This window comes from Pseudomonas sp. AC112 (assembly GCF_979253545.1).
This window is the reverse complement of sequence record NZ_CEEDCM010000001.1, coordinates 1,476,864-1,502,970: the sequence shown is the minus strand read 5'-3', so window position 1 is coordinate 1,502,970 and position 26,107 is coordinate 1,476,864. Positions and strand designations below refer to the sequence as shown.

23 protein-coding genes, 2 tRNA genes and 1 rRNA gene are annotated in these 26,107 nt (G+C 60.3%); 12 read left to right on the top strand and 14 right to left on the bottom strand.

Features of this window, described 5'->3' with window-relative positions; translation table 11 throughout:
- Position 1 precedes the first annotated feature (1 nt).
- Positions 2-1,345: a 3-oxoacyl-ACP reductase gene (locus tag AC0IYN_RS07200; protein ID WP_406599371.1), complete on the bottom strand. Its 1,344-nt coding sequence runs from the start codon at positions 1,343-1,345 to the stop codon at positions 2-4.
- A gap of 114 nt (positions 1,346-1,459) precedes the next feature.
- Here AC0IYN_RS07200 and AC0IYN_RS07195 point away from each other — a divergent pair, with 114 nt between their 5' ends.
- The gene (locus AC0IYN_RS07195) at positions 1,460-2,737 is read left to right on the top strand and encodes an acetyl-CoA C-acetyltransferase (protein WP_471840917.1); all 1,278 of its coding nucleotides are present in this window, start codon (positions 1,460-1,462) and stop codon (positions 2,735-2,737) included.
- Between the two features lie 124 nt (positions 2,738-2,861).
- Positions 2,862-3,761 carry a PA4780 family RIO1-like protein kinase gene (locus tag AC0IYN_RS07190; protein ID WP_406599369.1) on the top strand — a complete coding sequence of 300 codons (900 nt, stop codon included), beginning with the start codon at positions 2,862-2,864 and terminating at the stop codon, positions 3,759-3,761.
- 112 nt (positions 3,762-3,873) lie between these two features.
- Here the strand turns inward: AC0IYN_RS07190 and cueR are convergent, their stop codons facing one another.
- The 3 genes from cueR to AC0IYN_RS07175 all read right to left on the bottom strand — a co-directional run bounded on the left by cueR (position 3,874) and on the right by AC0IYN_RS07175 (position 7,017).
- Positions 3,874-4,272, bottom strand: coding sequence for a Cu(I)-responsive transcriptional regulator (gene cueR / locus AC0IYN_RS07185; RefSeq protein ID WP_406599368.1), 399 nt, complete (start codon positions 4,270-4,272; stop codon positions 3,874-3,876).
- Positions 4,269-6,470, bottom strand: a complete 2,202-nt coding sequence (locus AC0IYN_RS07180) for a heavy metal translocating P-type ATPase (protein WP_471840915.1) — start codon at positions 6,468-6,470, stop codon at positions 4,269-4,271. Before AC0IYN_RS07180 ends, cueR begins: the two co-directional genes overlap by 4 nt.
- 166 nt (positions 6,471-6,636) lie before the next feature.
- Positions 6,637-7,017 (bottom strand): hypothetical protein, encoded by a 381-nt coding sequence (locus AC0IYN_RS07175; protein ID WP_406599366.1) that lies wholly within the window; start codon positions 7,015-7,017, stop codon positions 6,637-6,639.
- Between the two features lie 147 nt (positions 7,018-7,164).
- Between AC0IYN_RS07175 and AC0IYN_RS07170 the strand changes: the two genes are divergently transcribed.
- Both AC0IYN_RS07170 and AC0IYN_RS07165 read left to right on the top strand, forming a co-directional pair.
- Positions 7,165-7,362: a heavy-metal-associated domain-containing protein gene (locus AC0IYN_RS07170; RefSeq protein WP_406599365.1), complete on the top strand. Its 198-nt coding sequence runs from the start codon at positions 7,165-7,167 to the stop codon at positions 7,360-7,362.
- A gap of 85 nt (positions 7,363-7,447) precedes the next feature.
- Positions 7,448-8,641, top strand: a complete 1,194-nt coding sequence (locus AC0IYN_RS07165; protein WP_099493350.1) for a Bcr/CflA family multidrug efflux MFS transporter — start codon at positions 7,448-7,450, stop codon at positions 8,639-8,641.
- Positions 8,642-8,649: 8 nt separating this feature from the next.
- Here the strand turns inward: AC0IYN_RS07165 and AC0IYN_RS07160 are convergent, their stop codons facing one another.
- The 3 genes from AC0IYN_RS07160 to AC0IYN_RS07150 form a co-directional block, all read right to left on the bottom strand.
- Positions 8,650-8,832, bottom strand: coding sequence for a hypothetical protein (locus AC0IYN_RS07160; protein WP_010213424.1), 183 nt, complete (start codon positions 8,830-8,832; stop codon positions 8,650-8,652).
- 146 nt (positions 8,833-8,978) lie between these two features.
- Positions 8,979-9,992: a zinc-binding alcohol dehydrogenase family protein gene (locus AC0IYN_RS07155; RefSeq protein WP_406599363.1), complete on the bottom strand. Its 1,014-nt coding sequence runs from the start codon at positions 9,990-9,992 to the stop codon at positions 8,979-8,981.
- A gap of 25 nt (positions 9,993-10,017) precedes the next feature.
- The gene (locus AC0IYN_RS07150; protein ID WP_025857591.1) at positions 10,018-10,311 is read right to left on the bottom strand and encodes a putative quinol monooxygenase; all 294 of its coding nucleotides are present in this window, start codon (positions 10,309-10,311) and stop codon (positions 10,018-10,020) included.
- Between the two features lie 117 nt (positions 10,312-10,428).
- Between AC0IYN_RS07150 and AC0IYN_RS07145 the strand changes: the two genes are divergently transcribed.
- Together AC0IYN_RS07145 and AC0IYN_RS07140 are read left to right on the top strand one after the other, a co-directional pair.
- Entirely contained in the window at positions 10,429-11,355 is a 927-nt protein-coding gene (locus tag AC0IYN_RS07145) for a LysR family transcriptional regulator (RefSeq protein WP_406599362.1), read from the top strand.
- A 137-nt stretch (positions 11,356-11,492) separates the two neighbouring features.
- On the top strand, positions 11,493-12,188 hold the full coding sequence (locus AC0IYN_RS07140) for an ArsR/SmtB family transcription factor (protein WP_406599361.1): 696 nt from the start codon (positions 11,493-11,495) through the stop codon (positions 12,186-12,188).
- Positions 12,189-12,282: 94 nt separating this feature from the next.
- Here AC0IYN_RS07140 and AC0IYN_RS07135 read toward each other — a convergent pair whose 3' ends face one another.
- A complete protein-coding gene (locus tag AC0IYN_RS07135; protein WP_012722045.1) occupies positions 12,283-13,236 on the bottom strand; it encodes an adenosine deaminase in 954 nt (317 codons plus the stop codon).
- Between the two features lie 194 nt (positions 13,237-13,430).
- Here AC0IYN_RS07135 and AC0IYN_RS07130 point away from each other — a divergent pair, with 194 nt between their 5' ends.
- A complete protein-coding gene (locus AC0IYN_RS07130) occupies positions 13,431-14,522 on the top strand; it encodes a calcium:cation antiporter (RefSeq protein ID WP_406599360.1) in 1,092 nt (363 codons plus the stop codon).
- Here the strand turns inward: AC0IYN_RS07130 and AC0IYN_RS07125 are convergent, their stop codons facing one another.
- The 6 genes from AC0IYN_RS07125 to AC0IYN_RS07100 all read right to left on the bottom strand — a co-directional run bounded on the left by AC0IYN_RS07125 (position 14,523) and on the right by AC0IYN_RS07100 (position 20,490).
- A complete protein-coding gene (locus AC0IYN_RS07125; RefSeq protein WP_368983923.1) occupies positions 14,523-15,878 on the bottom strand; it encodes an 8-oxoguanine deaminase in 1,356 nt (451 codons plus the stop codon).
- 145 nt (positions 15,879-16,023) lie between these two features.
- A complete protein-coding gene (locus tag AC0IYN_RS07120) occupies positions 16,024-16,710 on the bottom strand; it encodes an SDR family oxidoreductase (RefSeq protein WP_078046721.1) in 687 nt (228 codons plus the stop codon).
- Between the two features lie 35 nt (positions 16,711-16,745).
- Positions 16,746-17,327: an IMPACT family protein gene (locus tag AC0IYN_RS07115; RefSeq protein WP_471840911.1), complete on the bottom strand. Its 582-nt coding sequence runs from the start codon at positions 17,325-17,327 to the stop codon at positions 16,746-16,748.
- Positions 17,328-17,339: 12 nt separating this feature from the next.
- A complete protein-coding gene (locus tag AC0IYN_RS07110) occupies positions 17,340-17,999 on the bottom strand; it encodes a TetR/AcrR family transcriptional regulator (protein ID WP_457239575.1) in 660 nt (219 codons plus the stop codon).
- 87 nt (positions 18,000-18,086) lie between these two features.
- Positions 18,087-19,481, bottom strand: coding sequence for a uracil-xanthine permease family protein (locus AC0IYN_RS07105; protein ID WP_457267732.1), 1,395 nt, complete (start codon positions 19,479-19,481; stop codon positions 18,087-18,089).
- Between the two features lie 88 nt (positions 19,482-19,569).
- Entirely contained in the window at positions 19,570-20,490 is a 921-nt protein-coding gene (locus AC0IYN_RS07100; RefSeq protein WP_078046725.1) for a LysR family transcriptional regulator, read from the bottom strand.
- A gap of 125 nt (positions 20,491-20,615) precedes the next feature.
- Here AC0IYN_RS07100 and aptA point away from each other — a divergent pair, with 125 nt between their 5' ends.
- From aptA to AC0IYN_RS07075, 5 genes are all read left to right on the top strand, one after another.
- A complete protein-coding gene (gene aptA, locus AC0IYN_RS07095) occupies positions 20,616-21,965 on the top strand; it encodes an omega-aminotransferase AptA (RefSeq protein WP_065900385.1) in 1,350 nt (449 codons plus the stop codon).
- A 39-nt stretch (positions 21,966-22,004) separates the two neighbouring features.
- Complete coding sequence (locus AC0IYN_RS07090) at positions 22,005-23,498, top strand: CoA-acylating methylmalonate-semialdehyde dehydrogenase (protein ID WP_406599355.1); 1,494 nt, start codon at positions 22,005-22,007, stop codon at positions 23,496-23,498.
- Positions 23,499-24,123: 625 nt separating this feature from the next.
- Positions 24,124-25,660, top strand: a 16S ribosomal RNA gene (locus tag AC0IYN_RS07085).
- Positions 25,661-25,742: 82 nt separating this feature from the next.
- Positions 25,743-25,819, top strand: a tRNA-Ile gene (locus tag AC0IYN_RS07080).
- Between the two features lie 30 nt (positions 25,820-25,849).
- Positions 25,850-25,925, top strand: a tRNA-Ala gene (locus tag AC0IYN_RS07075).
- Positions 25,926-26,107 lie beyond the last annotated feature (182 nt).

Sequence of the window (26,107 nt, the reverse complement as noted above, 5' to 3'; positions counted from 1 at the left end):
CTTACGCTCCCAGGAGACTTTGCCCACACACACGCAGCGCTTGTCCGCTGACCGCACCCGAACCTGGTTGGCCCAGCCACGCCACTGCCTCGGCGACGTCCTGTGGCAGGCCGCCTTGACCCAGCGAACTCATGCGTCGCCCGGCTTCACGCAAGGCAAACGGAATATGCGCGGTCATCTGGGTTTCGATAAAGCCCGGCGCCACCGCGTTGATGGTGATGCCACGCTTCTTAAGCAGCGGCGCCCAGGCCTGCGCGAGGCCGATCAAGCCCGCCTTGCTCGCCGCATAGTTGGTTTGCCCACGGTTACCGGCGATGCCGCTGATGGACGCCAGCAACACCACGCGGGCGTTGTCGTGCAGGGTGCCACTGTCGAGCAGCGCCTGGGTCAGTACTTGTGGTGCATTGAGGTTGACGGCGAGCACCGCGTCCCAATATTCAGGGGTCATGTTCGCCAGGGTTTTGTCGCGGGTGATACCGGCGTTGTGCACCAGGATGTCGAGGCCATCGGGCAGCTGTTCAATCAATTGGCGGGCGGCGTCTTCAGCGCAGATATCCAGCGTGACGGTGCGTGCACCCAGGCGCGCAGCCAGGGCTTCGAGGTCGGCCTTGGCCTGGGGCACGTCGAGCAGGATCACCTCGGCGCCGTCACGGGCGAGGGTTTCGGCGATGGATGCACCAATGCCTCGAGCGGCGCCGGTGACCAGTGCCTTGCGCCCGGCGAGGGGCCGCGTCCAGTCTTCGACTGGTGTGGCGCAGGCCTCCAGGCGAATGACCTGGCCGGAGATGTACGCGCTTTTGGGCGAAAGGAAGAAGCGCAGTGCGCCTTCCAGTTGCTCTTCGGCACCGTCACCAACATAGAGCAGTTGCAACACCCCCCCGTTGCGCAGCTCTTTGGCCAGCGAGCGACTGAACCCTTCCAAGGCGCGCTGGGCGCTGGCGGCGAAGGGGTCGCTGAGGCCTTCCGGCGCACGCCCGAGGATCACCAGGTGCGCGCTGTTATCGAGGTTTTTCAGCAGTGGCTGGAAGAATTCACGCAGCTGTTTGAGTTGGTCGGTGTGCTGCAAGTCGCTGGCGTCGAATACGACGGCCTTGAGCTTGGGCCCGTGGCCGGGAATCCAGGTCGAGGTCTCGGTGCCGTAGGTGTAGATGGCGTCAGTCAACCGATTGGCGAACGCCTGCACCTGGGTGGTCAGCGCACCGCCGCCCAGCAGCAATGCACCCTCCACCGGGCGCAGGCGCCCGGCTTGCCAGCGTTCCAGGCGTACCGGTGACGGCAGGCCAATGGCGGCGACCAAGCGATGGCCGAGGCTTGAGTTGGCGAAGTCGATATAACGGTCAGACATGGAACGCTCTCCGAAGGCTGGGGTTCAAAGGGTTGACCACCCCGGGGTGGCAGTCGTTCGATTGAGCCTAGGCTAGGCTTGGTGATTCCACCCACAACCATCAGGGAGCTTTCCATGACTCAATTGCGCCGTGTAGCGATCATTGGCGGTAACCGCATTCCTTTCGCCCGCTCCAATGGCCCCTATGCCACGGCGAGCAACCAGGCGATGCTGACCGCCGCCCTGGAGGGCCTGATCGAACGCTACAACCTGCACGGCCTGCGCATGGGCGAAGTGGCTGCCGGTGCAGTGCTCAAGCATTCGCGCGACTTCAACCTCACCCGCGAATGCGTGCTGGGCTCGCGCCTGTCGCCGCAAACCCCCGCCTACGACATTCAGCAGGCTTGCGGCACTGGCTTGGAAGCGGCACTGCTGGTGGCCAACAAGATCGCCCTGGGGCAGATCGAATGCGGGATTGCCGGGGGGGTGGACACCACCTCCGACGCCCCTATCGGCGTGAATGAAGGCTTGCGCAAGATTCTGTTGCAAGCCAATCGCAGCAAGTCCGTGGCGGACAAATTAAAAGTCCTGTTACAACTTCGTCCCCATCACCTCAAGCCTGAATTGCCGCGCAACGGCGAACCCCGTACGGGTTTGTCCATGGGCCAGCACTGTGAACTGATGGCGCAGACCTGGCAGATTCCGCGTTCCGAGCAGGACCAGTTGGCCCTGGAAAGCCACCAGAAAATGGCCGCTGCCTACGCTGAAGGCTGGCACAACGATTTGCTCACGCCGTTCCTGGGCCTGACCCGCGACAACAACCTGCGCCCGGACCTGACCCTGGAAAAGCTCGCCGCGCTCAAGCCCGCCTTCGAGCGCAGCGAAAAAGGCACGCTCACCGCCGGCAACTCCACGCCGCTCACGGATGGTGCGTCGCTGGTGCTGCTCGGCAGCGAAGCCTGGGCCCAGGAACGTGGCTTGCCGATCCTTGCGTATTTACGCGATGGTGAAGCGGCGGCGGTGGACTTCGTCAACGGCGCCGAAGGCCTGCTGATGGCGCCGGTGTACGCGGTACCGCGCTTGCTGGCGAGGAATGGTCTGACGCTGCAGGACTTCGATTACTACGAGATCCATGAGGCGTTCGCTGCCCAGGTTTTGTGCACGCTCAAGGCCTGGGAAGATGCGCACTACTGCAAGACGCGCCTCGGGCTGGAGGCACCGTTGGGCGCCATCGACCGCAGCCGCCTGAATGTGAAGGGCAGTTCACTGGCGGCCGGGCACCCGTTCGCTGCCACGGGTGGGCGTATCGTCGCCAACCTGGCCAAATTGCTGGATGCGGCGGGCAAGGGCCGTGGCCTGATTTCGATCTGTGCGGCAGGTGGACAAGGGGTAACCGCGATCATTGAACGTTGAAACTGGCATATTGGATGCATTCTTAAGTGATCAACGGTCGGTAGCCTCTCCCACCGGCGAGCTGATTGCCGTATAACGAGTGCCATACGCGTATTTGGTAATAAAGGACCCACAATAAAAGCTGATGAAGACTCCTAAACGCATTGAACCCCTGATCGAAGACGGTCTGGTCGACGAAGTGCTGCGCCCACTCATGAGTGGTAAAGAAGCAGCTGTTTATGTGGTGCGCTGCGGCAACGAATTGCGTTGCGCCAAGGTTTACAAGGAGGCGAACAAACGAAGTTTTCGTCAAGCGTCCGAATACCAGGAAGGCCGTAAGGTCCGTAACAGCCGGCAAGCCCGGGCCATGGCCAAGGGCTCCAAGTTCGGCAAGAAAGAAACCGAAGATGCCTGGCAGAATGCCGAAGTGGCGGCCTTGTTCCGCCTGGCCGGTGCGGGCGTTCGCGTGCCCCAGCCGTTCGACTTCCTCGAAGGCGTGCTGCTGATGGAGCTGGTGGCCGACGAGTACGGCGATGCGGCGCCGCGTCTGAACGACGTAGTGCTGGAGCCGGACCAGGCGCGTGAATACCACGCTTTCCTGATTTCCCAGATCGTGCTGATGCTGTGTACCGGCCTGGTGCACGGTGACTTGTCCGAGTTCAACGTACTGCTCACGCCAACGGGCCCGGTGATTATCGACCTGCCCCAGGCCGTCGACGCGGCGGGCAACAACCATGCGTTCAGCATGCTGGAGCGGGATGTGGGCAACATGGCTTCCTATTTCGGGCGCTTTGCCCCGGAGTTGAAGAAGACCAAGTACGCCAAGGAAATGTGGGCCTTGTACGAAGCCGGCACCTTGCACCCGGCGAGCATCTTGACTGGCGAGTTCGACGAGCCGGAAGAGTTGGCGGATGTCGGTGGTGTGATCCGCGAGATCGAAGCCGCGCGGCTGGATGAAGAGCGTCGCCAGGCGATTCGGGCGGCGGACGATGCGCCACCGAGCAAGGTGCCCGACGAGCCACCGCCACCGCCGTGGATGCAATGACCCGCTGACAACACCGCCCCTGTAGGAGCCGGCTTGCCGGCGATGAGGCCCTTGAATCCAGTGCAAGGGTTGAGGCCGCTATCGCCGGCAAGCCGGCTCCTACAAGGGATTGTCAGCAACAACTACCCGACGCCAACTCCTTGAGAATCGGACAATCCGGCCGATGATCGCCCTGGCAATGCTCCACCAGGTCCTGCAGCGTATCGCGCAGTTGCCCCAGTTCCAGAATCTTCTGGTTCAGCTCATCGATATGCTGGCGTGCCAACGCCTTGACATCGGCACTGGCCCGTTGCCGGTCCTGCCACAGGGTCAGCAGCTTGCCGACCTCTTCCAATGAAAACCCCAGGTCCCGCGAGCGTTTGATAAACGCCAGCGTGTGCAAGTCGTCACTGCCGTACACGCGATAGCCACTGTCGGTGCGGTGGGCGGCTTTGAGCAGGCCGATGGATTCGTAGTAGCGAATCATCTTGGCGCTGAGCCCGCTCTGGCGTGCGGCTTGGCCGATATTCATGGGCGTTGATCCTCCAGGTCTTTAGGCTTCCACGTCTTCAACAGTAAGGCATTGCTCACCACGCTGACACTGGACAACGCCATCGCCGCGCCCGCCAGCACGGGATTGAGCAGGCCAAAGGCAGCCAGGGGAATGCCAATCAGGTTATACACAAAGGCCCAGAACAGGTTCTGGCGAATTTTTGCGTAGGTCTTGCGACTGATCTCCAGGGCCGCGGGCACCAGGCGCGGGTCGCCGCGCATCAGGGTGATGCCGGCCGCGTGCATGGCCACGTCGGTGCCACCGCCCATGGCGATGCCGATATCGGCGGCGGCCAGGGCCGGGGCGTCGTTGATGCCGTCGCCGACCATCGCCACCACCCCGGTTTTTTTCAACTCGGCGACGGTGGCCGCTTTATCAGCGGGCAGCACTTCGGCGTGCACATCGTCGATGCCCAGGGCGTGCGCAACCACACGGGCGCTGCCGCGATTATCGCCGGTGAGCAAATGGCTGGTGATGTGCTGGGCCTTGAGTTGTTCCACGGCCTCCAACGCGCCGGGCTTGAGCGTGTCGCCAAAGGCGAACAGCCCCAGCACACGCGGTTGCGCACCTTGCTCGATCAGCCATGACAAGGTGCGGCCTTCGGCTTCCCAGGCGTTGGCCGAATCGGCGAGGTCGCCCGCGCTCAAGCCGCTTTCTTCCAGCAGGCGACGATTGCCCAAGGCCAACTGACGACCCTCCAGCGTGCCGGCGATGCCGCGTCCGGTCAGGGATTGGCTGGCCGTCACGTCGGCCACGGGCAGCCCTTTTTCGTTGCACGCATCCAGCACGGCCTTGGCCAGCGGGTGTTCGCTGCCGCGTTGCAGTGCTCCAGCGTGTTGCAACAGCAGCGATTCGTTACCATCCACTGCCGCCAGGTGGGCAATTTTCGGCGTGCCGGAGGTGAGGGTGCCGGTCTTGTCGAAGACCACGGCGCTCACCTCATGGGCGCGTTCCAGGGCTTCGGCGTCCTTGATCAGGATGCCGTGGCGCGCGGCGACACCCGTGCCGGCCATGATCGCAGTCGGCGTGGCCAGGCCCAGGGCGCACGGGCAGGCGATTACCAGCACGGCCACGGCATTGATAATCGCGGTTTCCAGCGGCGCGCCGTACAGCCACCAACCCACCAGGGTGACCAACGCCAGCACCAGCACGGCCGGGACGAAGACTTGGCTGACTTTATCCACCAGCTTCTGGATCGGTGCCTTGGCGGCCTGGGCGTCTTCGACCAAACGGATGATCCGCGCCAATACGCTTTCGGCGCCAAGGGCCAGGGTGCGCACCAGCAGGCGGCCTTCGCCGTTGATGGCGCCGCCAGTGACGGTATCGCCAGGCTGTTTCGGGACCGGCAGGCTTTCGCCGCTGATCAAGGCTTCGTCGGCATGGCTTTGACCCTCAACCACTTCACCGTCGACCGGGAAGCGCTCGCCAGGCTTGACCATTACCAGGTCACCGAGCTTCAACGCATTGATGGCGACGTCTTCTTCGCGCCCTTCAATGACCCGAATCGCCCGCTCGGGACGCAAGGCTTCCAGGGCGCGAATGGCGCTGGCAGTCTGGCGCTTGGCGCGGCTCTCCAGGTATTTGCCCAGCAGCACCAGGGCGATCACCACCGCCGAGGCTTCGAAGTACAGGTGCGGTGCCATGCCGGGGTGAGCGGTGAGCCATTCGTAAATACTCAGGCCGTAACCGGCGCTGGTGCCGATGGCCACCAGCAGGTCCATATTGCCGGCACCGGCACGCACGGCTTTCCAGGCCGCGATATAGAAGCGCGCGCCGAAGATGAATTGCACCGGCGTGGCCAGGGCGAACTGTGCCCAGGCGGGCAGCATCCAGTGCAGGCCTAAGGGTTCCACCAACATCGGCAGCACCAGCGGCAATGCCAGCAGGATCGCCAGCAGCAGCGCCCAACGCTCGCGCTGCAGGCGCTGGGCTTGATTAGCGTCGGTGGCGGTTTCGCTTTGTGGCAGGGTGGCGGTGTAGCCGGCTTTGTCGACTGCGGCGATCAGCACGCCGGGGTCCATCTGGCCCAGCACTTCAACATGGGCGCGCTCGTTGGCCAGGTTGACGCTGACACGTTGCACCCCCGGCACCTTGCTCAGCGCGCGCTCGACCCTGCCGGCACAGCTGGCGCAGGTCATGCCGCCGATGGGCAGGTCAAAGGTGGTGGATCCATTCATGGGGCAGTCCTCCAGGAGAAGTTGCCCGTAGGATCAACCTTGACCTGTTGGGAAGGTCAAGCACCTATTTTCTGCAGGAGCCAGCTGGCCGGCGATCGGGCCCTTGAGGCTTGCGTGGATTTCAAGGACGCCATCGCCGGCAAGCCGACTCCTACTGGGTGCCGGTTTAATATTCGAGGGCGGCGGGTTTGAGGTACATGCCGTCCGGGCCCTGGGCAATGCGCAATTTGCGCACGTCACCGGCCTTGAGCGTGATGTTTTGCGCGGGCGGTGCCAGCATCCCTGGCAGGCAGCCTGAGGATTGACCCGGCAGCAGCTTCAGGCGCAAGGACAGATTGCCCGCCGGCAGGTTGAACGACGTGGCTTGTTCCTGGAACAGCCGGCCCGCCAGTTGGTCATTCAGGTACAGGCCGATTTCGCAGTTGGTGGGCACTTCCAGGCGTTCCCGGGAAATGATCAGCACCGCATAGTCTTCGGTGGCGACAGCCTGCGGCGCAGCGGCAGACAAGCTCATCAGGCCGAGAAGGGCAAAAAACGACCAGCGCATGGCGAATGCTCCGTGGTGTGAATCGAAGATAGGTGAAGCTTGGCCGACGATGCCAACGATTACCAGCCCGGCAGATATTCCCGTAACTTGACCTTGCCATCGTGGCAAGCTTGAGACTGGGTCCAACCTCATCAAAGGAGTCATGTCATGCAAGTATTCAGCGTTGAAGGAATGACCTGCGGCCATTGCGTTCGAGCGGTGACCCAGGCAGTACAGGGCAAGGACCCGGCAGCCAGTGTGAAGGTCGACCTGGCGGCAAAGGAAGTGGGCGTCGAAAGCCGCCTGTCTGCCGAGCAAGTGATCGAGGCGATCACCGAAGAGGGCTACAGCGCCAAGCTCGCCTGACGCGAACAAATAGTTAGCGAGCTATCGTGTTCAATGCACCCAAGCGCGGCTAGACTATCGGGCTGCCGTCTTACTTGGGTGCCCGATGAACCTCCGCATAATCCTGATTCTGGGTGCCTTGAGCGCCTTTGCGCCGTTGGCGATCGATTTTTACCTGCCGGGCTTTCCGGCCATGGCCAAGGCCTTCGCGACCGATGAAAAACACATCCAGTTGACCCTGGCGGTGTACTTCGGTGGCCTGGCCATCGGCCAATTGATCTACGGCCCACTGGCTGACCGCTTCGGACGACGCGGCCCGCTGCTCAGTGGTGTCACGCTGTTCACCTTGGCGTCCTTTGCGTGTGCCTTTGCGCCTTCGCTGGAGTGGCTGATCGCTGCGCGCTTTGTGCAGGCCCTGGGTGGCTGCGCGGGCATGGTGATTTCCCGTGCGGTGGTCAGCGACAAATGTGATGCGGTGGGCTCGGCCAAAGTGTTTTCCCAACTGATGCTGGTCACCGGCCTGGCGCCGATCCTCGCGCCGCTGGCAGGCGGGTTGATGGTCGGGCTGTGGGGCTGGCAGTCGATCTTCCTCGCGCTCTCGATCTTCAGCGTAATGGCCGCCATCGCCGTGGCAGTCGGGTTGCCGGAAACCTTCCCGGCGCATCAGCCACGTCAGCCGTTGTCCGGGTCGCTGCGTCGCTACGCGGCATTGTTGTCGGACCGCGTCTACTTGGGCTACGCCTTGACCGGCGGTATCTCAATCGCCGGGATGTTTGCCTACATCGCCGGTTCACCTTTCGTCTTTATCCAACTCTACGGCGTGCCTGCCGAGCATTACGGCTGGCTGTTCGGTTCCAACGCTGCGGGCTTTATCCTCGTGGCCCAAGTGAATGCGCGGCTGCTGTCCAAGCGTGGCCCCGCGTTTCTGCTGTCGCGCAGTGTGTGGGTCTACCTGTTGGCGGCGCTGACGTTGCTCGGCATTGCAGCCTTGCGCACCGATGCGCTGTGGCCATTGCTGGTGCCGCTGTTTATCTGCATCGCCAGCCTGGGCTGCATTTTGCCCAATACCTCGGCGTGCGCCATGAGCGGGCAGGGAGCACGGGCGGGTAGCGCGTCGGCGTTGCTGGGCTGCATTCAGTTTGGCGTGGCGGCGGGAGCGGCGTCGCTGGTGGGGATCCTGCACGACGGCACGGCGATGCCGATGGCCATGGTCATCAGCTTGTGCGGGGTATTGGCGGTGACGATTGCGATGTCGACCCAGCGCCTGCAACGCAAACGGGCCTTGCAGGCGCAGGTCTGAAGGGCGGTTCAGCCAGCGGCGGAGCGTTGCTGGCTGTTCGGAAAACGGTGGGGCGCTTGGATACGGGCTTGCAGGGTGTCGGCAAAGGCACGGGCCTCGGCCTCGGTGCGGAAGGTGAACGCGTCCTGGTCGAGACGAACCTGCCATTTATTGCCTGCGGATTTTGCTAACGCTTTTATCAGGATCTTCATTGCTGACTTCCTCACGTAAAAGAATCGTGGCAAAGGCGGCCAATATAAACCCGAATACGCTCACAAATATGACAAAGGTCAACTCTCGGACTAGCGGTGTCGTCCATTACCTACATGAATAATGGACGACACTGACAGCCGTTTTTTCAGAACCCTTCCAGCACGATCTTGCCCTTGGCCTTGCCGCTTTCCAGCAGGGCATGGGCGCGTCGCAGGTTCGCGGCATTGATCACACCGAAGTGCTCGCCCACCGTGGTTTTCAGGGTGCCGGCGTCGATCAGTTCGGCCACGCGGTTGAGCAGGTTGTGCTGCTCGATCATGTCCGGCGTCTCGAACATCGAGCGTGTGTACATGAACTCCCAGTGCAGCGACAGGCTCTTGCGCTTGAGTTTGCTGACGTCCAGCGCCTTGGGGTCGTCGATCAGTGCCAGCTTGCCCTGGGGTTGCAGGGCTTCGACCAGTTGGTCCAGGTGATGATCGGTCTGGGTCAGGCTGGCGACGTGGGTCACTTGCGGGTGACCGGCGGCTTTCAGTGCTTCGCTCAGCGGTTGGCTGTGATCGATCACCAGGTCGGCACCGAGGGCCTTGGCCCATTCCTGCGTTTCCGGGCGAGAGGCTGTACCGATCACTTTAAGGGCCGTGAGTTGGCTGGCCAGTTGGGTCAGGATCGACCCCACGCCGCCGGCAGCACCGACGATCAGCAGGCTCTGGCCTTCGTCCTGCTTGCCTTCACGCACGTGCAGGCGTTCGAACAGCAGTTCCCAGGCGGTAATGGCGGTCAGCGGCAGCGCGGCGGCATCGGCAAAGCCCAGGCTCTTGGGCATGTGGCCGACGATGCGCTCATCCACGGTGTGCAGTTCGCTGTTGCCGCCCGGGCGCACCAGTGAGCCGGCGTAGAACACCTTGTCACCGGCCTTGAACAACGTCACTTCGCTGCCGACCGCCTTGACCACGCCGGCCACGTCCCAGCCCAGCACTTTGGCGGCACCGTTTTCCGGGGCGACGTTCTGGCGCACCTTGGTGTCCACCGGGTTGACCGAGATGGCTTTGACTTCCACCAGCAGGTCGCGCGGACCGGCGACGGGCGCTGGCAACTCGATGTCTTGCAGGGCGTTGGGATCGTTGATCGGCAGTGACGCGTAGTAGGCAATGGCTTTCATGATGGCTCCGGGAAATGGCGGGTGATCAGGCGAGAAATTTCAGGCGCTTGAGTTCGAAGTGTTCGATCACATCGGCGGCCTTGGCGCGAAAGCTCTGGATGTGCGCGCTTTGGTCGTGGTCGGCCAGTGCTGCGTCGTCGCTCCAGCGTTCGAGCATGTAGAAGGTCTCGGGGTGTTGCAGGTCCTGGTGCAGGTCGTACTGCTCGCACCCGGCTTCCAGGCGCGTGGGTTCCAGCAGGCCGCGCAGCAGGGTTTCTAGGGTGGCCTGTTGGCCGGGTTTGGCGATCAGCGTGGCAATGACGTTAAAGGCAGTGGACATATTCAACTCCAGACACGTGATGAACGGATGCACAGATGATTGGCTATTTCCCGCGCCGATAAAAGCGGCTAAAACAGCAGTCTGTTTCAATAAAATATTGATAATGAGCAGGAATGCATGCTGCGTTTTGATGATTTGCAGTTATTTGTACGTGCGGCGGACCTCGGTAGCCTGTCCGCTGCTGCACGGGTCATGGACCTGTCACCGGCTGTCGCAAGTGCGGCGCTCAAGCGTATCGAGCAGCAATTGGGCACACGCTTGCTGGCGCGGTCCACTCGCAGCCTGCGCCTGACCGCCGAAGGCGAAGGCTTCCTGGAATATGCTCGCGCTGCCTTGAGCTCACTGGATGAAGGCCGACGCTTGTTGGCCAGTGGCCAAGACCATGTCAGCGGCGTGCTGCAGCTATCGGCTCCATCGGATTTCGGGCGTAATCAGCTGCTGCCCTGGTTGGACGAGTTCCAGCAGGAGTACCCGCAATTGACTGTACGGCTGCTGTTGGGCGACCGGATTGCCGATCTGTTCCGCCAGCCGGTGGATATTGCCCTGCGCTACGGTGAACCCGAGGACTCCAGCCTTATCGCGCTGCCCGTCGCGCCGGATAACGTTCGCGTGCTGTGCGCCTCCCCCAGCTACCTCGCGCGTTATGGTGAGCCTCGGCACCTGGAGCAACTGGCCCAGCACAATTGCCTGCTCTATATGCTCGGCAGTCGGGTCCACGACCATTGGACCTTCCGCGACGGTAAGCGCGAAATCAGCCTGACCGTCACCGGCGACCGCTTCAGTGACGATGCCGATGTGGTCCGTCGCTGGGCGGTGGCGGGTGTGGGCATTGCCTACAAGTCCTGGCTCGATGTGAGTACCGACGTGCTGGCGGGGCGCTTGCGTTTGATCCTGCCGGAACTGCGTGGCGAGCGCACGCCGCTCAATTTGTTGTGTGCTCACCGTGCGCAGCTGAGCAAACCCATCAACTTGTTGCGAGAAATGCTTGTGTCCCGCTGTGCGACGTTGACCGCTCAGTTACCGGAACGATTGATCGCGACGTAACGCCCTGCATCACAAGAGGAAATTTCACTCATTCCCTGTCCCTATCCAGGCTGTCAGACGCCGTGGAACCGGCGGTTTGCGCCCCTATACTCTGGCGCTGACCTCAATGGAAAAATAATTCAACAGGGAATGAAACGATGGAAGCAGCACCGTGCATCAGTCAGATCGCCAGCTTACTCGCTGAACCCAAACGCACTGCAATGCTGTGGGCGTTGATGGATGGCTCGGCCAAGTCGCCGGTCGAGTTGGCGACACTCGCCGGGTTGTCAGCAACCTCTGCCAACGCGCACCTGGCGCGACTGACCGCCGGTGGTTTGCTGCGCATAGAGGCCAGGCGTGGCAAGCGCTTGTTTCGCGTGGCGGCGCCGGATGTCAGCGCAGCCATTGATGCCCTGGCCAGGACCACCATGGCGTGCGCCGCGCGCAGCGCGCCGGATGATTTGCCAACAGCCCTGGTCGCGCCAGCGTTGTTACGGCAGGCCCGGTTGTGCCACGGCCACCTGGGTGGAGAGCTGGGGGCGCAGTTGTATCAACATCTTCTGGAAGCGGGATGGATCGAGCGCCATGAGCAGCGTACCGATATCACGGTCAAAGGTGCGCTGTGCCTGGCAGGCTTGGGGATTTTCACCCAGGCATTGGCGTCGCCGCTGGTGTGCAACTGCTTTGACTGGAGCCAGCAGCAGCCGCATCTGGGCGGGGCGTTGGGGGCGGGGTTGTTGCAGTTGTTCTTGCAGTCGAACTGGATCAGCGTGATCAATGAGTCCCAGGCCTTGCAGGTCCATGCCATCGGACGGCAGGAAATCACCCGATTGGCCGTGCCAGCGAGGAGCTGACTGCGTAGGAACCGGCTGGCCGGCGATAGCATCACCTCGGTCATCCTGAACAACCCGAGGTGTCTGCATCGCCGGTAAGCCGGCGCTTACGGGATTACGGTTTGACCAGTCGCGCATCCAGGCTGTTTTGCGCCAGGCGTTTGGCCTGGTCCTGGGTCATGCCCAGCGAGGTGTACAGCGCGTGGAAGTTTTCGGTGACATAACCGCCGAAGTAGGCCGGGTCATCCGAATTCACGGTCACCTTCACGCCACGCTCGAGCATGTCGAGGATGTTGTGCTGGGCCATGTCGTCGAACACGCACAGCTTGGTGTTGGACAGTGGGCACACGGTCAGCGGGATTTGCTCGTCGATGATGCGTTGCATCAGGCGCTCGTCTTCGATGGCGCGTACGCCATGGTCGATACGCTGGATCTTCAGCAGGTCGATGGCTTCCCAGATGTACTCGGGCGGGCCTTCTTCGCCGGCGTGGGCCACGGTGAGGAAGCCTTCGTGGCGGGCACGGTCGAACACGCGCTGGAATTTGCTTGGCGGGTGACCCATTTCCGAACTGTCCAGGCCCACGGCCACGAACGCATCACGGAACGGCAGCGCCTGGTCGAGGGTTTTCTCGGCTTCGGCTTCGCTCAAGTGGCGCAGGAAGCTGAGGATCAAGCCGCTGGTGATACCCAGTTGCTGCTCGCCATCTTTGAGCGCGGCGGCGATGCCGTTAAGCACCACTTCGAACGGTATGCCACGGTCAGTGTGGGTTTGCGGGTCGAAGAAGGGTTCGGTGTGGATCACGTTCTGCTCTTTGCAGCGCAGCAGGTAGGCCCAGGTCAGGTCGTAGAAATCCTGGGACGTGCGCAACACATCAGCGCCCTTGTAATACAGGTCGAGGAACTCTTGCAGGTTGTTGAAGGCGTAGGCCTTGCGCAGGGTTTCGACGTCGTTCCACGGCAGCGCAATCTTGTTGCGCTCGGCCAGGGCGAACAGCAGCTCAGGCTCCAGCGAGCCTTCCAGGTGCAGGTGCAGTTCAGCCTTGGGCAGGGCGTTGAGCCAATCGTACATTTTCTAAATTCTCATCAGGTGCAATGGCGGCATTCTACAGCCCATGGCTGAAATAATTGGCAAAACCTGACCAGCAGGAGAGTTTTGCTTTTATTCATGCAAGGTTCCCGTGAACTAAGGTGTAACGAAACGTTAGCGGCTTGGCGCAGTCTGTACCCCATCAATGACTGATTTGCCGTACTAAAAGGCCCGGAATGCTCACATCCCTCAAGCAAGAAAAATTCATGCTGCTGGCGCTGATTGCCGCCATTGCCGCCTACCCATTGGAGCACTGGATGCTCCACAGCGGGCAAGTGGTGGCGCTGCTGGCGGGCGTGGTGCTGATTGGCTTCATCGTGGCGGCGTCGATGCGCGTGGCCCATCACGCCGAACAACTCGCGGAAAAAGTCGGCGACCCTTACGGCACCATGATCCTCACGCTTGCCGCTGTGCTGGTGGAAGTGGTGATCCTGGCGATCATGATGAGCAATGAGCCGTCGCCCACCTTGGTACGCGACACCATCTACTCGGCGGTGATGCTCGACATCAACGGGATTCTCGGCCTGGCCGCGTTGATGGGCGGTATCAAGCATGGTGAACAGTCCTATAACGACGATTCGGCGCGCACCTACAGTGTGATGATCCTCACCGCCATGGGCGTGTCGATGGTGGTGCCGGAATTTATCCCCGAAGCCGACTGGAAAATTTACTCGGCCTTCACCATCGGCGCGATGGTGGTGTTGTACACCCTGTTCCTGCGCATGCAGGTGGGGCCGCACAGTTACTTCTTCAGCTACAGCTACCCGGAGAAACGTCGCAAGAAACAGCCGGAAGAAGAACAGGCGCCGCCGGTCAACCTGGCGTTTTCCATCGGCACGTTGGTGTTTGGGGTGATTGTGATCGGCGCGCTGGCCGAGGTGATGTCCAAGACGTTGGACCTTGGTCTGGAAGGCACGGGGGCGCCGCCGGTGATTACGGCGATTGTGGTCGCGGCCATTTCGGCAGCGCCGGAGATTCTGACGGCATTGCGCGCCGCGTTGGCCAACCGCATGCAGTCGGTGGTCAACATTGCGTTGGGTGCTTCGCTGTCGACAGTGATCCTGACCGTGCCGGTGATGGAGGCCATGGCGCTCTACACCGGCCAGCCGTTCCAGATGGCGATGACGCCTGTGCAGACGGTGATGGTGTTCATCACACTGATCGTCAGCGCGATCAACCTCAACGATGGCGAAACCAACGCCATCGAAGGGATGACCCATTTCGTGCTGTTTGCGACCTTTATCATGCTGTCGCTGTTGGGGTTGTAATCAGCCAGCGATCAACTGCCGCGCGGCTTGGGTGTGATCGGCGATCAGGCCTTTCAGGTCCAGGCCTTCGACCTGGCCGTCGATCACGCGCCATTTGCCTGCAATCATCACCCGGTCCGCACGGTCGGCGCCGCACAACAGCAGCGCCGAAATCGGATCATGGCTACCGGAGAAGCGCAGCTCGTCGAGCTTGAACAGCGCCAGGTCGGCCTGTTTTCCGACGGCCAATTCACCGATATCCGTACGGCCCAGCAACTGCGCCGATCCTTTGGTTGCCCAGCCCAGCACGCCTTCCGGGGTGATCTTTTCCGCGCCGTAACGCAGGCGCTGGATGTACAACGCCTGGCGCGCTTCAAGGATCATATTCGACGCATCGTTGGACGCGGAACCGTCCACACCCAGTCCGATAGGCGCGCCTGCCGCGAGCAGGTCCAGCGTCGGGCAGATGCCGGACGCGAGGCGCATGTTCGAGCTTGGGCAATGGCAGATACCCGTGCCGGCGGCGCCCAGGCGCGCAATTTCATCCGGGTTGAAGTGAATGCCATGAGCCAGCCAGGTACGTGGGCCAAGCCAGCCGACGCTGTCGAGGTAGTCCACGGTGCGCAGGCCGAAGCGCTGCAGGCAGAAATCTTCTTCGTCGAGGGTTTCGGCCAGGTGGGTGTGCAGGCGTACATCCAGGCGGTTGGCCAGTTCGGCACTGGCTTCCATGATTTCCGGGGTGACGGAAAACGGTGAGCAGGGCGCCAGTGCGATCTGGATTTGCGCGCCGTCACCACGCTGGTGGTATTCGCGGATCAGACGCTGACTGTCTTCAAGGATGACTTGGCCCTGCTGCACCGTCTGTTGCGGTGGCAGGCCGCCGTCGGCTTCACCCAAACTCATGGAACCACGGGTGAGCATGGCGCGCATGCCCAACTCGCGGACGCTTTCCACTTGTACGTCGATGGCGTTTTCCAGGCCGTCGGGGAACAAGTAGTGGTGGTCCGCGGCTGTGGTGCAGCCCGAGAGCAGCAATTCGGCCAATGCGACTTTGCTGGCGAGAGCGAGCTTTTCCGGAGTGAGTCGTGCCCAGACCGGGTACAGGGTTTTCAACCAGGGAAACAATGGCTGATTGACCACCGGCGCCCAGGCGCGGGTCAGGGTCTGATAGAAATGATGGTGGGTGTTGATCAGGCCCGGCAGGACCACATGCTCACGGGCATCGAATACCTGTGTGCAGGGTTGTGTGGGCTCTTGTCCCAGGGCCAGCAATTCGGTGATCACACCGTCTTGCAGCACCAGGCCGCCACGGGCGTCGAGGCCGTTGGCGGTGAAAATCGCGAGAGGGTTTTTTAACCAGATACGGGTCGCAGGCATTGGCCGGCTCCTCTGAATGATGGGTTCAGGTTTGCCAGCTCAGTGTTGCCCTGTCTGCTGATCCAGGGTCGCCGGTAAAGGCGAGGGGGCAGTCTACGCGCGGATCGTTACCGACGGCAATCGGTCGATAACGATCCTCAGGGTTTTACCAGGCGATGGTGTCGCCTTTGTAATCGATGAAATGATGGCCGCCTTTGCCAGTGTAGGCGTTCACCTGGTCCACCAGGCCGCGCACGCTGGTGTCGACGTCGATGTGTGCGTTTTCACCGCCCATGTCGGTCTTCACCCAGCCTGGGTGCAACGACAGCACGGTCAACTTATGGTCGCCCAGCTGGGTAATAAAGCTGTTGGTCATGGAGTTGAGCGCCGCCTTGCTGGCTTTGTACAGCGCCAGGTCGGAGCCGTCGGGGATGGTCACGCTGCCCAGTACCGAACTCATGAAGGCCAATACGCCGCTGTCTTTACGAATTTGCCCGACAAAACGCTGGGCGAGGTTGATCGGCGCTACGGCGTTGGTGAAGAACAGTTGGCCGACTTCTGCCAAGGTGGCGTGGCCCGGCTCTTGATTGGCGGGACCCTTGACGCCGGCGTTGACGAACAGCAGGTCGAAGGTCCGTTCCTTCAGGCGTTGGCTCAGGGCGATCACAGCTTGCTGGTCGTCCATGTCGAGTTTTTCGATCTTTACTGGGCCGACGGCCTTCAGGGCATCGGCCCTGCTCGGATCGCGCACGGTGGCCGTCACGTCCCAACCGTCCTGCAACAGTTGCTTGACCAAGCCAAGGCCCAGTCCGCGCGAGGCGCCGATGATCAATGCGGTTTTTGGCGTAGACATGAAAAGCTTCCTTTAAGAGTCGCGGTTCAGGGTGTTCAATGTTGTAGCAGGATACGCCCACGGCTGAGGTCGGCGAGTTGAATTTGCAGGGTTTCGATATGCGCTTCGCCCAAGGCGAGTTGCAGCTCGACGCCATTGGCGGTGAAGGTTTCTTCGACCACCAGCCCGCCCAGTTCAGCAACGCGCAATTTCACCAGGTTCAGCTCGGCGAACCCACAGGCGCAGCTCAACGGGACACGGCTGATCAGTTCGATGCGGTCGGCATTTTGCAGGCATTTATTCGCGCCGCCACCGTAGGCGCGGGCGAGGCCGCCGGTGCCCAACTGGATGCCGCCGTACCAGCGAATCACCAACACCGCGACCTGATCAAAACCCTGTGCCTCGATGGCCGCGAGGATCGGCCGCCCGGCGGTGCCGCCGGGTTCGCCGTCGTCATTGCTGCGGTATTGGTCGGCCAATTTCCAGGCCCAGCAATTGTGCGTGGCGTTCAGGTCGCTGTGTTGCTCGAAAAACGCCTGGGCGTCTTGCGCGCTGGTGATCGGTGCGGCGAGGGTGATAAAGCGGCTTTTGCGTATTTCTTCGCGAAACTCGCAAAGGCCGGTGAGCGTGAAAGGCATAAGTCGCTTCGATTAATAGACGGGCTTGACGCCACAGCCCTTGAGAATGATGTGGATCAGGTTGGTGCCGGCGTCTTCCATGTCCTGCTTGGTCAGCTTGGTACGACCAGTGACGCGGCAAATCTGGGTGGCAAAGTCGGCGTAGTGCTGGGTGCTGCCCCACAACAGGAAGATCAGGTGCACGGGGTCTATGGGGTCCATTTTGCCGGCGTCGATCCAAGCCTGGAACACGGCCGCGCGGCCGCTGAACCAGGCGCGGTAGTCCTGGCTGAAATATTCGGTAAGGCATTCGCCGCCGCTGATGATCTCCATGGCGAAGATCCGCGAAGCCTGGGGGTGGCGTCGCGAAAACTCCATCTTGGTGCGGATGTAGCGGGTGAGGGCCACGGCCGGGTCATCCTCGGCGGTCAGCGCGTTGAAGGTGCTGTCCCACAATTCGAGGATGTTGCTGAGCACCGCGATGTACAGCCCCAGCTTGTTAGTGAAGTAGTAATGCAAGTTGGCCTTCGGCAGTCCGGCACTGGCAGCGATGGTGTTCATGCTGGTGCCTTTGAAGCCATGGCGCGCGAACTCATCTTCAGCAGCCTGGAGAATCGCTTGTTCGTTCTTTTGCCGAATGCGGCTGGCGGGTTTACCGGCTTGGTTGCTGTGGGCAGGAACTTCGAGGCTCATGGAGGTTTCCGTGCTGATCGATAGAGACGACGTGTGCACAGATAACCCACCCTCAAGCCCCAGACAAGTCCTGATGCAATAAAACCGTCAAAGCGGTTCCAGGCTGTCGCTTTCCGGCGCTTTGTTTGCGGCAGCCATGGGCGCTTTGCTTTCCGGCAGCAGCAGGCACAACACGATGGCCGTCAGCCCGCCGCTGGTGATGGCCGAGTCAAACAGGTTCTGCACCAGCGTTGGCATCAGGTGCAGCAGGTTCGGTTGGGCGGCGATACCCAGGCCGACGCCAAACGAGGTGGCGATGATCAGCATGCTGCGCCGGTCCAGCGGAGCCTGGGCAAGAATGCGCACGCCGGCGGCGGCCACACTCCCGAACATCACCAGGGTTGCGCCGCCCAGTACCGGCTTGGGGATTTGCTGCAGCACCGCACCAATCAACGGAAACAGGCCCAGGCAAAACAGCACCACGCCGATGTAGAGGCCGACGTAACGGCTGGCCACGCCAGTGAGTTGGATCACGCCATTGTTCTGCGCGAAGGTGGTGTTGGGGAAGGCGCTGAAGGTGGCGGCGATCATGCAGCTCACGCCGTCGCCGAGTACGCCGCCTTTTAGCCGGCTTATATAGGAGGGACCGCTGATGGGCTGGCGGGCGATCATGCAGTTGGCGGTGAGGTCGCCGACGGTTTCGATGCTGCTGATCAGATAAATCAGCGCGATCGGCAGGAAAGCGCTCCAGTCGAAATTGAAACCAAAGCGGAAGGGGATCGGCAGACTGACCAGCGGCAGGTCGGGCAGGGCCTGGGGCACGAGTTTGCCGCTGAACCAGGCGGCGAGGCTACCAAGCGCCAGGCCGATGATAATTGCCGAGAGGCGTACCCAGGGAGTGTTGGAGCGGTTGAGCAGGATGATCGTCAATACCACGAACAGACCCAGGGCCAAGTTGGTGGGCGCGCCGAAATCGGCGGCGTTGAACCCACCGCCAAGGTCAGTGATGCCGACCTTGATCAAGCTGATGCCGATCAGGGTGATGACAATCCCCGTCACCAGTGGCGTGATGACCCGACGCAGTTGGCCGATAAACCGGCTCAACACGATTTGCACCGCAGCACCGAAAAAGCACACGCCAAAGATCATCGCCATGATGTCCTCCGGGCTGCCGCCTCGTTGCTTCACCAGGAAGCCTGCCGACAGCACCGCGCCGAGGAACGCGAAGCTCGTGCCTTGCAGGCAGATCATCCCGGCGCCGATACCAAAAGGTCTACGCGCCTGGATGAACGTGCCTACACCGGAAACCATCAGCGCCATGCTGATCAGGTAGGGCAAATGGGCGGTGAGTCCCAAGGTAGAGCCGATTATCAGCGGCGGGGTGATGATGCCGACGAAAGCGGCGAGTACGTGTTGCAGTGCAGCGAGGAAGGCCGGGGCAGGTTTCGGCCGGTCGTTGAGGCCGTAGATCAGGTCGCTGTGGCTGGAAGATTCTGGTGGCATGGTGGGCAAACTCGAGTCGGACGGTTCTAGGTCCTTGGGCTCTTGCAAAAAGCTGTCCATTTGCTCAGCTTTTTGCGCAAGGCCCGAGTTAGCGCGTTGCAGCCAGGCTTTCGAGGAAGCTTTCCAGCACCAAATGGGGGCGACGGCCTTTGCGCGTGACCGATGCGAGGCTTAAATCGTAAAACCGTGTAGCCGGTTTCAGCGCACGCAGTCGGCCTTGTTGTACCCATAGGCTGGCGTAGTGATCAGGCAGGTAGCCGATGTAGCGGCCGGTGAGAATCAGGAACGCCATGCCTTCTCGGTCAGAGGCGCTGGCGGTGCAGTTGAGTGCCTGGTAATGGGCCTGGATCTCGGCGGGCAAGCGAAAGGTGGGGGCGATGGCGTCCTGGGCATCGATGCGCGCATCGTCCAGTTGCTTATCGTCGGCATAGAACAGCGGGTGGCCCACCGCGCAGTAGAGCAGGGAGCGCTCGCTGTACAGCGGCTGGTATTCCAAACCCGACAGTGCGCTGGCCTGGGGCACCACGCCGACATGCAGGCGGCCGTCGAGGACGCCTTGCTCGACTTCATTGGGAGCGATCATGCGGATCTGGATTTGCACGTCCGGGCCGCGCTCCTTTAACTGCGCGAGTGCGTGGGTGATGCGCATATGGGGCAGGGTGACGAGGTTGTCGGTGAGGCCGATGATCAGCTCGCCACGCAGATGCTGGTGCAGGCCGTTGACCTCGGTGCGAAAGCTTTCCAGGGCACTTAATAGTTGCAGGGCCGACTGATAAACCTCGCGGCCCTCTTCGGTCAGGGAAAAACCGGCGCGGCCGCGTTGGCACAGTCTTAATCCGAGCCGTTGTTCGAGATCGCTCATTTGCTGGCTGATCGCCGAACGCCCGATACCCAATACGGTTTCGGCCGCCGAAAAGCCGCCGCATTCCACCACGCTGCGAAAGATGCGCAGCAGGCGGATATCGAAGTCACTGACTTGGGCCAAAGGGTCGGGTCGACGGCTGCTCATAGTTTAGTGAAGGCCTGACTGAAGGTTAGAAGAGTTGGATTTCACCGACTTTATCGCCGTGGCAATTTAGCTGCAACAACGCTTTTCAATCCCGACGCTGCCTTTTGCCTTGCGAGGTTTTGCTGATGAACATGCCCGAAAACGCCCCATCGTCCCTGGCCAGCCAATTGAAGCTGGATGCTCACTGGATGCCGTACACCGCCAACCGTAACTTCCAGCGTGACCCGCGCCTGATCGTTGCTGCCGAAGGAAGCTGGCTGACGGATGACAAGGGCCGCAAGGTGTATGACTCGCTGTCGGGCCTGTGGACGTGCGGCGCTGGGCACACCCGCAAGGAAATCCAGGAAGCGGTTGCCAAGCAACTGGGCACGCTGGACTACTCGCCGGGCTTCCAATACGGTCATCCGCTGTCCTTCCAACTGGCGGAAAAGATCACCGACCTGACCCCAGGCAACCTGAACCACGTGTTCTTCACCGACTCCGGCTCCGAGTGCGCCGATACCGCGGTGAAGATGGTGCGTGCGTACTGGCGTCTAAAAGGCCAGGCCACCAAGACCAAAATGATCGGCCGCGCCCGTGGTTACCACGGCGTGAACATCGCCGGCACCAGCCTGGGTGGCGTCAACGGTAACCGTAAGCTGTTTGGCCAGGGCTTGATGGACGTTGACCATTTGCCGCACACCTTGCTGGCAAGCAATGCCTTCTCCCGTGGCATGCCGGAGCAGGGCGGCATCGCGCTGGCCGACGAATTGCTCAAGCTGATCGAATTGCACGATGCGTCGAACATCGCCGCAGTCTTTGTCGAGCCAATGGCCGGCTCCGCTGGCGTGCTGGTACCGCCGCAGGGTTACCTCAAGCGTCTGCGTGAGATCTGTGACCAACACAACATCCTGCTGGTGTTCGACGAAGTGATCACCGGTTTCGGCCGTACTGGCTCAATGTTTGGTGCCGACAGCTTCGGTGTGACCCCGGACCTGATGTGCATCGCCAAGCAAGTCACCAACGGCGCTATCCCGATGGGCGCAGTGATTGCCAGCAGCGAGATCTATCAAACCTTCATGAACCAGGCGACGCCGGAGTACGCGGTGGAATTCCCCCACGGCTACACCTATTCGGCGCACCCGGTAGCCTGTGCGGCCGGCCTGGCGGCATTGGACCTGTTGCAGAAGGAAAACCTGGTGCAGAGCGTGGCCGAAGTCGCACCGCACTTTGAGAATGCGCTGCATGGCTTGAAGGGCAGCAAGAACGTGATCGACATCCGCAACTACGGCTTGGCCGGCGCGATCCAGATCGCCCCGCGTGACGGCGATGCCATCGTGCGACCATTCGAGGCCGGCATGGCCTTGTGGAAAGCAGGTTTCTACGTGCGTTTTGGCGGCGACACCCTGCAGTTCGGGCCAACCTTCAACAGCAAGCCGCAAGACCTGGATCGCCTGTTCGATGCGGTCGGCGAAGTGCTGAACAAGATCGACTGATTTCTCCTTCTATATAGAACAACTTTTCAGGAGCCCTGCATGAGCCTTATCCAGCATTTGATCAACGGTGAATTGGTCAACGACAGCGGTCGCAGTGCCGACGTGTACAACCCGTCCACCGGCCAGGTGATCCACCAGGTGCCGCTGGCCAGCCGTGAAACCATTCAACAGGCGATCGACGCTGCCAAGGCGGCGTTTCCAGCGTGGCGTAATACCCCGCCGGCCAAACGCGCCCAGGTGATGTTCCGTTTCAAGCAGTTACTGGAGCAGAATGAAGCGCGTATCTCCCAATTGATCAGCGAAGAGCATGGCAAGACGCTGGAAGACGCTGCGGGTGAGTTGAAGCGTGGGATCGAGAACGTCGAGTACGCGTGCTCGGCGCCGGAAATTCTGAAGGGCGAGTACAGCCGTAACGTAGGACCGAACATTGATGCCTGGTCGGATTTCCAACCGCTGGGTGTAGTGGCCGGTATCACGCCGTTCAACTTCCCGGCGATGGTGCCGTTGTGGATGTACCCGCTGGCGATCGTCTGTGGCAACTGTTTCATCCTCAAGCCATCGGAGCGTGATCCAAGCTCGACGCTATTGATCGCACAGCTGCTGCAGGAGGCCGGTCTGCCTAAAGGCGTGTTGAGCGTGGTGCACGGCGACAAGGGCGCGGTGGATGCGCTGATCGAAGCACCGGAAGTGAAAGCGCTGAGTTTCGTGGGCTCGACGCCGATTGCCGAGTACATCTATTCCGAAGCAACCAAGCGCGGCAAACGCGTCCAGGCGTTGGGTGGGGCGAAGAACCACGCAGTACTGATGCCGGATGCGGATTTGGACAACGCCGTCAGCGCTCTGATGGGCGCAGCATACGGTTCCTGCGGCGAGCGTTGCATGGCGATCTCGGTGGCCGTGTGCGTGGGCGATCAGGTAGCGGATGCGTTGATCGCCAAGCTCGTGCCGCAGGTCAAGGCGTTGAAGATCGGTGCGGGCACCTCTTGCGGCCTGGATATGGGGCCGCTGGTGACCGGGCAGGCTCGGGATAAGGTCAGTGGCTATATAGAAGACGGTGTTTCATCGGGCGCCAAGTTGGTGGTTGATGGTCGCGGTCTGAGCGTTGAGGGCCACGAGGAGGGGTTCTTCCTGGGTGGCAGTCTGTTTGATCATGTGACGCCTGAAATGCGTATCTACAAAGAAGAGATCTTTGGGCCGGTGCTGTGTGTGGTACGGGTGGCTAGCCTGGAAGCGGCGATGCAACTGATCAATGATCACGAATACGGTAACGGAACCTGCATCTTCACCCGTGACGGTGAAGCGGCGCGTCTGTTCTGTGACGAGATTGAAGTGGGCATGGTGGGCGTTAACGTTCCACTGCCGGTGCCGGTGGCCTATCACAGCTTTGGTGGCTGGAAGCGTTCGCTGTTTGGCGACCTGCATGCCTATGGGCCGGATGGGGTGCGTTTCTACACCCGTCGTAAGGCGATTACCCAGCGTTGGCCGCAACGGGCCAGCCATGAAGCGTCTCAGTTTGCCTTCCCTAGTTTGTAAGGTTGGCTAGAAAGCCGGCCCCTTGGGGCCGGCTTTTGCGTTTTTGGGTCCTTTTTGACCGATATGACAGAAATGTGAAAAAAGGTGTTGACGGCAGATTCTGGAAGTCTATAATTCGCCCCACTTCCGGCGCAGTCGAAACGGAAAACTCCTTGGTAAACAAAGAGTTACGCAGAATTCGACAGCGACTTGCTTCAGTTCATCGAAGCCCAGAAGGAGTTGGTAGAGCAGTGTTGTTTGGCTCTATTAACGTTTCGATCTTCTCGGTCGAAAGCGGAGAAAAAGAGGTGTTGACAGCAGCGTGTAACGCTGTAGAATTCGCCTCCCGCTAACGAGAGATCGGAAGCGCAAGTGGTTGAAGTTGTTGAAGAAATCTTCGAAAACTTCTGAAAATAATCACTTGACAGCAAATGAGGCTGCTGTAGAATGCGCGCCTCGGTTGAGACGAAAGATCTTAACCAACCGCTCTTTAACAACTGAATCAAGCAATTCGTGTGGGTGCTTGTGGAGTCAGACTGATAGTCAACAAGATTATCAGCATCACAAGTTACTCCGCGAGAAATCAAAGATGTAACCAACGATTGCTGAGCCAAGTTTAGGGTTTCTTAAAAACCCAAAGATGTTTGAACTGAAGAGTTTGATCATGGCTCAGATTGAACGCTGGCGGCAGGCCTAACACATGCAAGTCGAGCGGTAGAGAGAAGCTTGCTTCTCTTGAGAGCGGCGGACGGGTGAGTAATGCCTAGGAATCTGCCTGGTAGTGGGGGATAACGTTCGGAAACGGACGCTAATACCGCATACGTCCTACGGGAGAAAGCAGGGGACCTTCGGGCCTTGCGCTATCAGATGAGCCTAGGTCGGATTAGCTAGTTGGTGGGGTAATGGCTCACCAAGGCGACGATCCGTAACTGGTCTGAGAGGATGATCAGTCACACTGGAACTGAGACACGGTCCAGACTCCTACGGGAGGCAGCAGTGGGGAATATTGGACAATGGGCGAAAGCCTGATCCAGCCATGCCGCGTGTGTGAAGAAGGTCTTCGGATTGTAAAGCACTTTAAGTTGGGAGGAAGGGTTGTAGATTAATACTCTGCAATTTTGACGTTACCGACAGAATAAGCACCGGCTAACTCTGTGCCAGCAGCCGCGGTAATACAGAGGGTGCAAGCGTTAATCGGAATTACTGGGCGTAAAGCGCGCGTAGGTGGTTTGTTAAGTTGGATGTGAAATCCCCGGGCTCAACCTGGGAACTGCATTCAAAACTGACTGACTAGAGTATGGTAGAGGGTGGTGGAATTTCCTGTGTAGCGGTGAAATGCGTAGATATAGGAAGGAACACCAGTGGCGAAGGCGACCACCTGGACTAATACTGACACTGAGGTGCGAAAGCGTGGGGAGCAAACAGGATTAGATACCCTGGTAGTCCACGCCGTAAACGATGTCAACTAGCCGTTGGAAGCCTTGAGCTTTTAGTGGCGCAGCTAACGCATTAAGTTGACCGCCTGGGGAGTACGGCCGCAAGGTTAAAACTCAAATGAATTGACGGGGGCCCGCACAAGCGGTGGAGCATGTGGTTTAATTCGAAGCAACGCGAAGAACCTTACCAGGCCTTGACATCCAATGAACTTTCTAGAGATAGATTGGTGCCTTCGGGAACATTGAGACAGGTGCTGCATGGCTGTCGTCAGCTCGTGTCGTGAGATGTTGGGTTAAGTCCCGTAACGAGCGCAACCCTTGTCCTTAGTTACCAGCACGTAATGGTGGGCACTCTAAGGAGACTGCCGGTGACAAACCGGAGGAAGGTGGGGATGACGTCAAGTCATCATGGCCCTTACGGCCTGGGCTACACACGTGCTACAATGGTCGGTACAGAGGGTTGCCAAGCCGCGAGGTGGAGCTAATCCCATAAAACCGATCGTAGTCCGGATCGCAGTCTGCAACTCGACTGCGTGAAGTCGGAATCGCTAGTAATCGCGAATCAGAATGTCGCGGTGAATACGTTCCCGGGCCTTGTACACACCGCCCGTCACACCATGGGAGTGGGTTGCACCAGAAGTAGCTAGTCTAACCTTCGGGAGGACGGTTACCACGGTGTGATTCATGACTGGGGTGAAGTCGTAACAAGGTAGCCGTAGGGGAACCTGCGGCTGGATCACCTCCTTAATCGACGACATCAGCTGCTCCATAAGTTCCCACACGAATTGCTTGATTCATTGAAGAAGACGATAAGAAGCAGCCCGAAATTGGGTCTGTAGCTCAGTTGGTTAGAGCGCACCCCTGATAAGGGTGAGGTCGGCAGTTCGAATCTGCCCAGACCCACCAATTTTGTGTGGGAAACGCCTGTAGAAATACGGGGCCATAGCTCAGCTGGGAGAGCGCCTGCCTTGCACGCAGGAGGTCAACGGTTCGATCCCGTTTGGCTCCACCACTACTGCTTCTGAAAGTTATGAAAGCTTAGAAATGAGCATTCCATCAGGTTGATGGTGAATGTTGATTTCTAGTCTTTGATTAGATCGTTCTTTAAAAATTTGGGTATGTGATAGAAAGATAGACTGAACGTTACTTTCACTGGTAACGGATCAGGCTAAGGTAAAATTTGTGAGTTCTCTT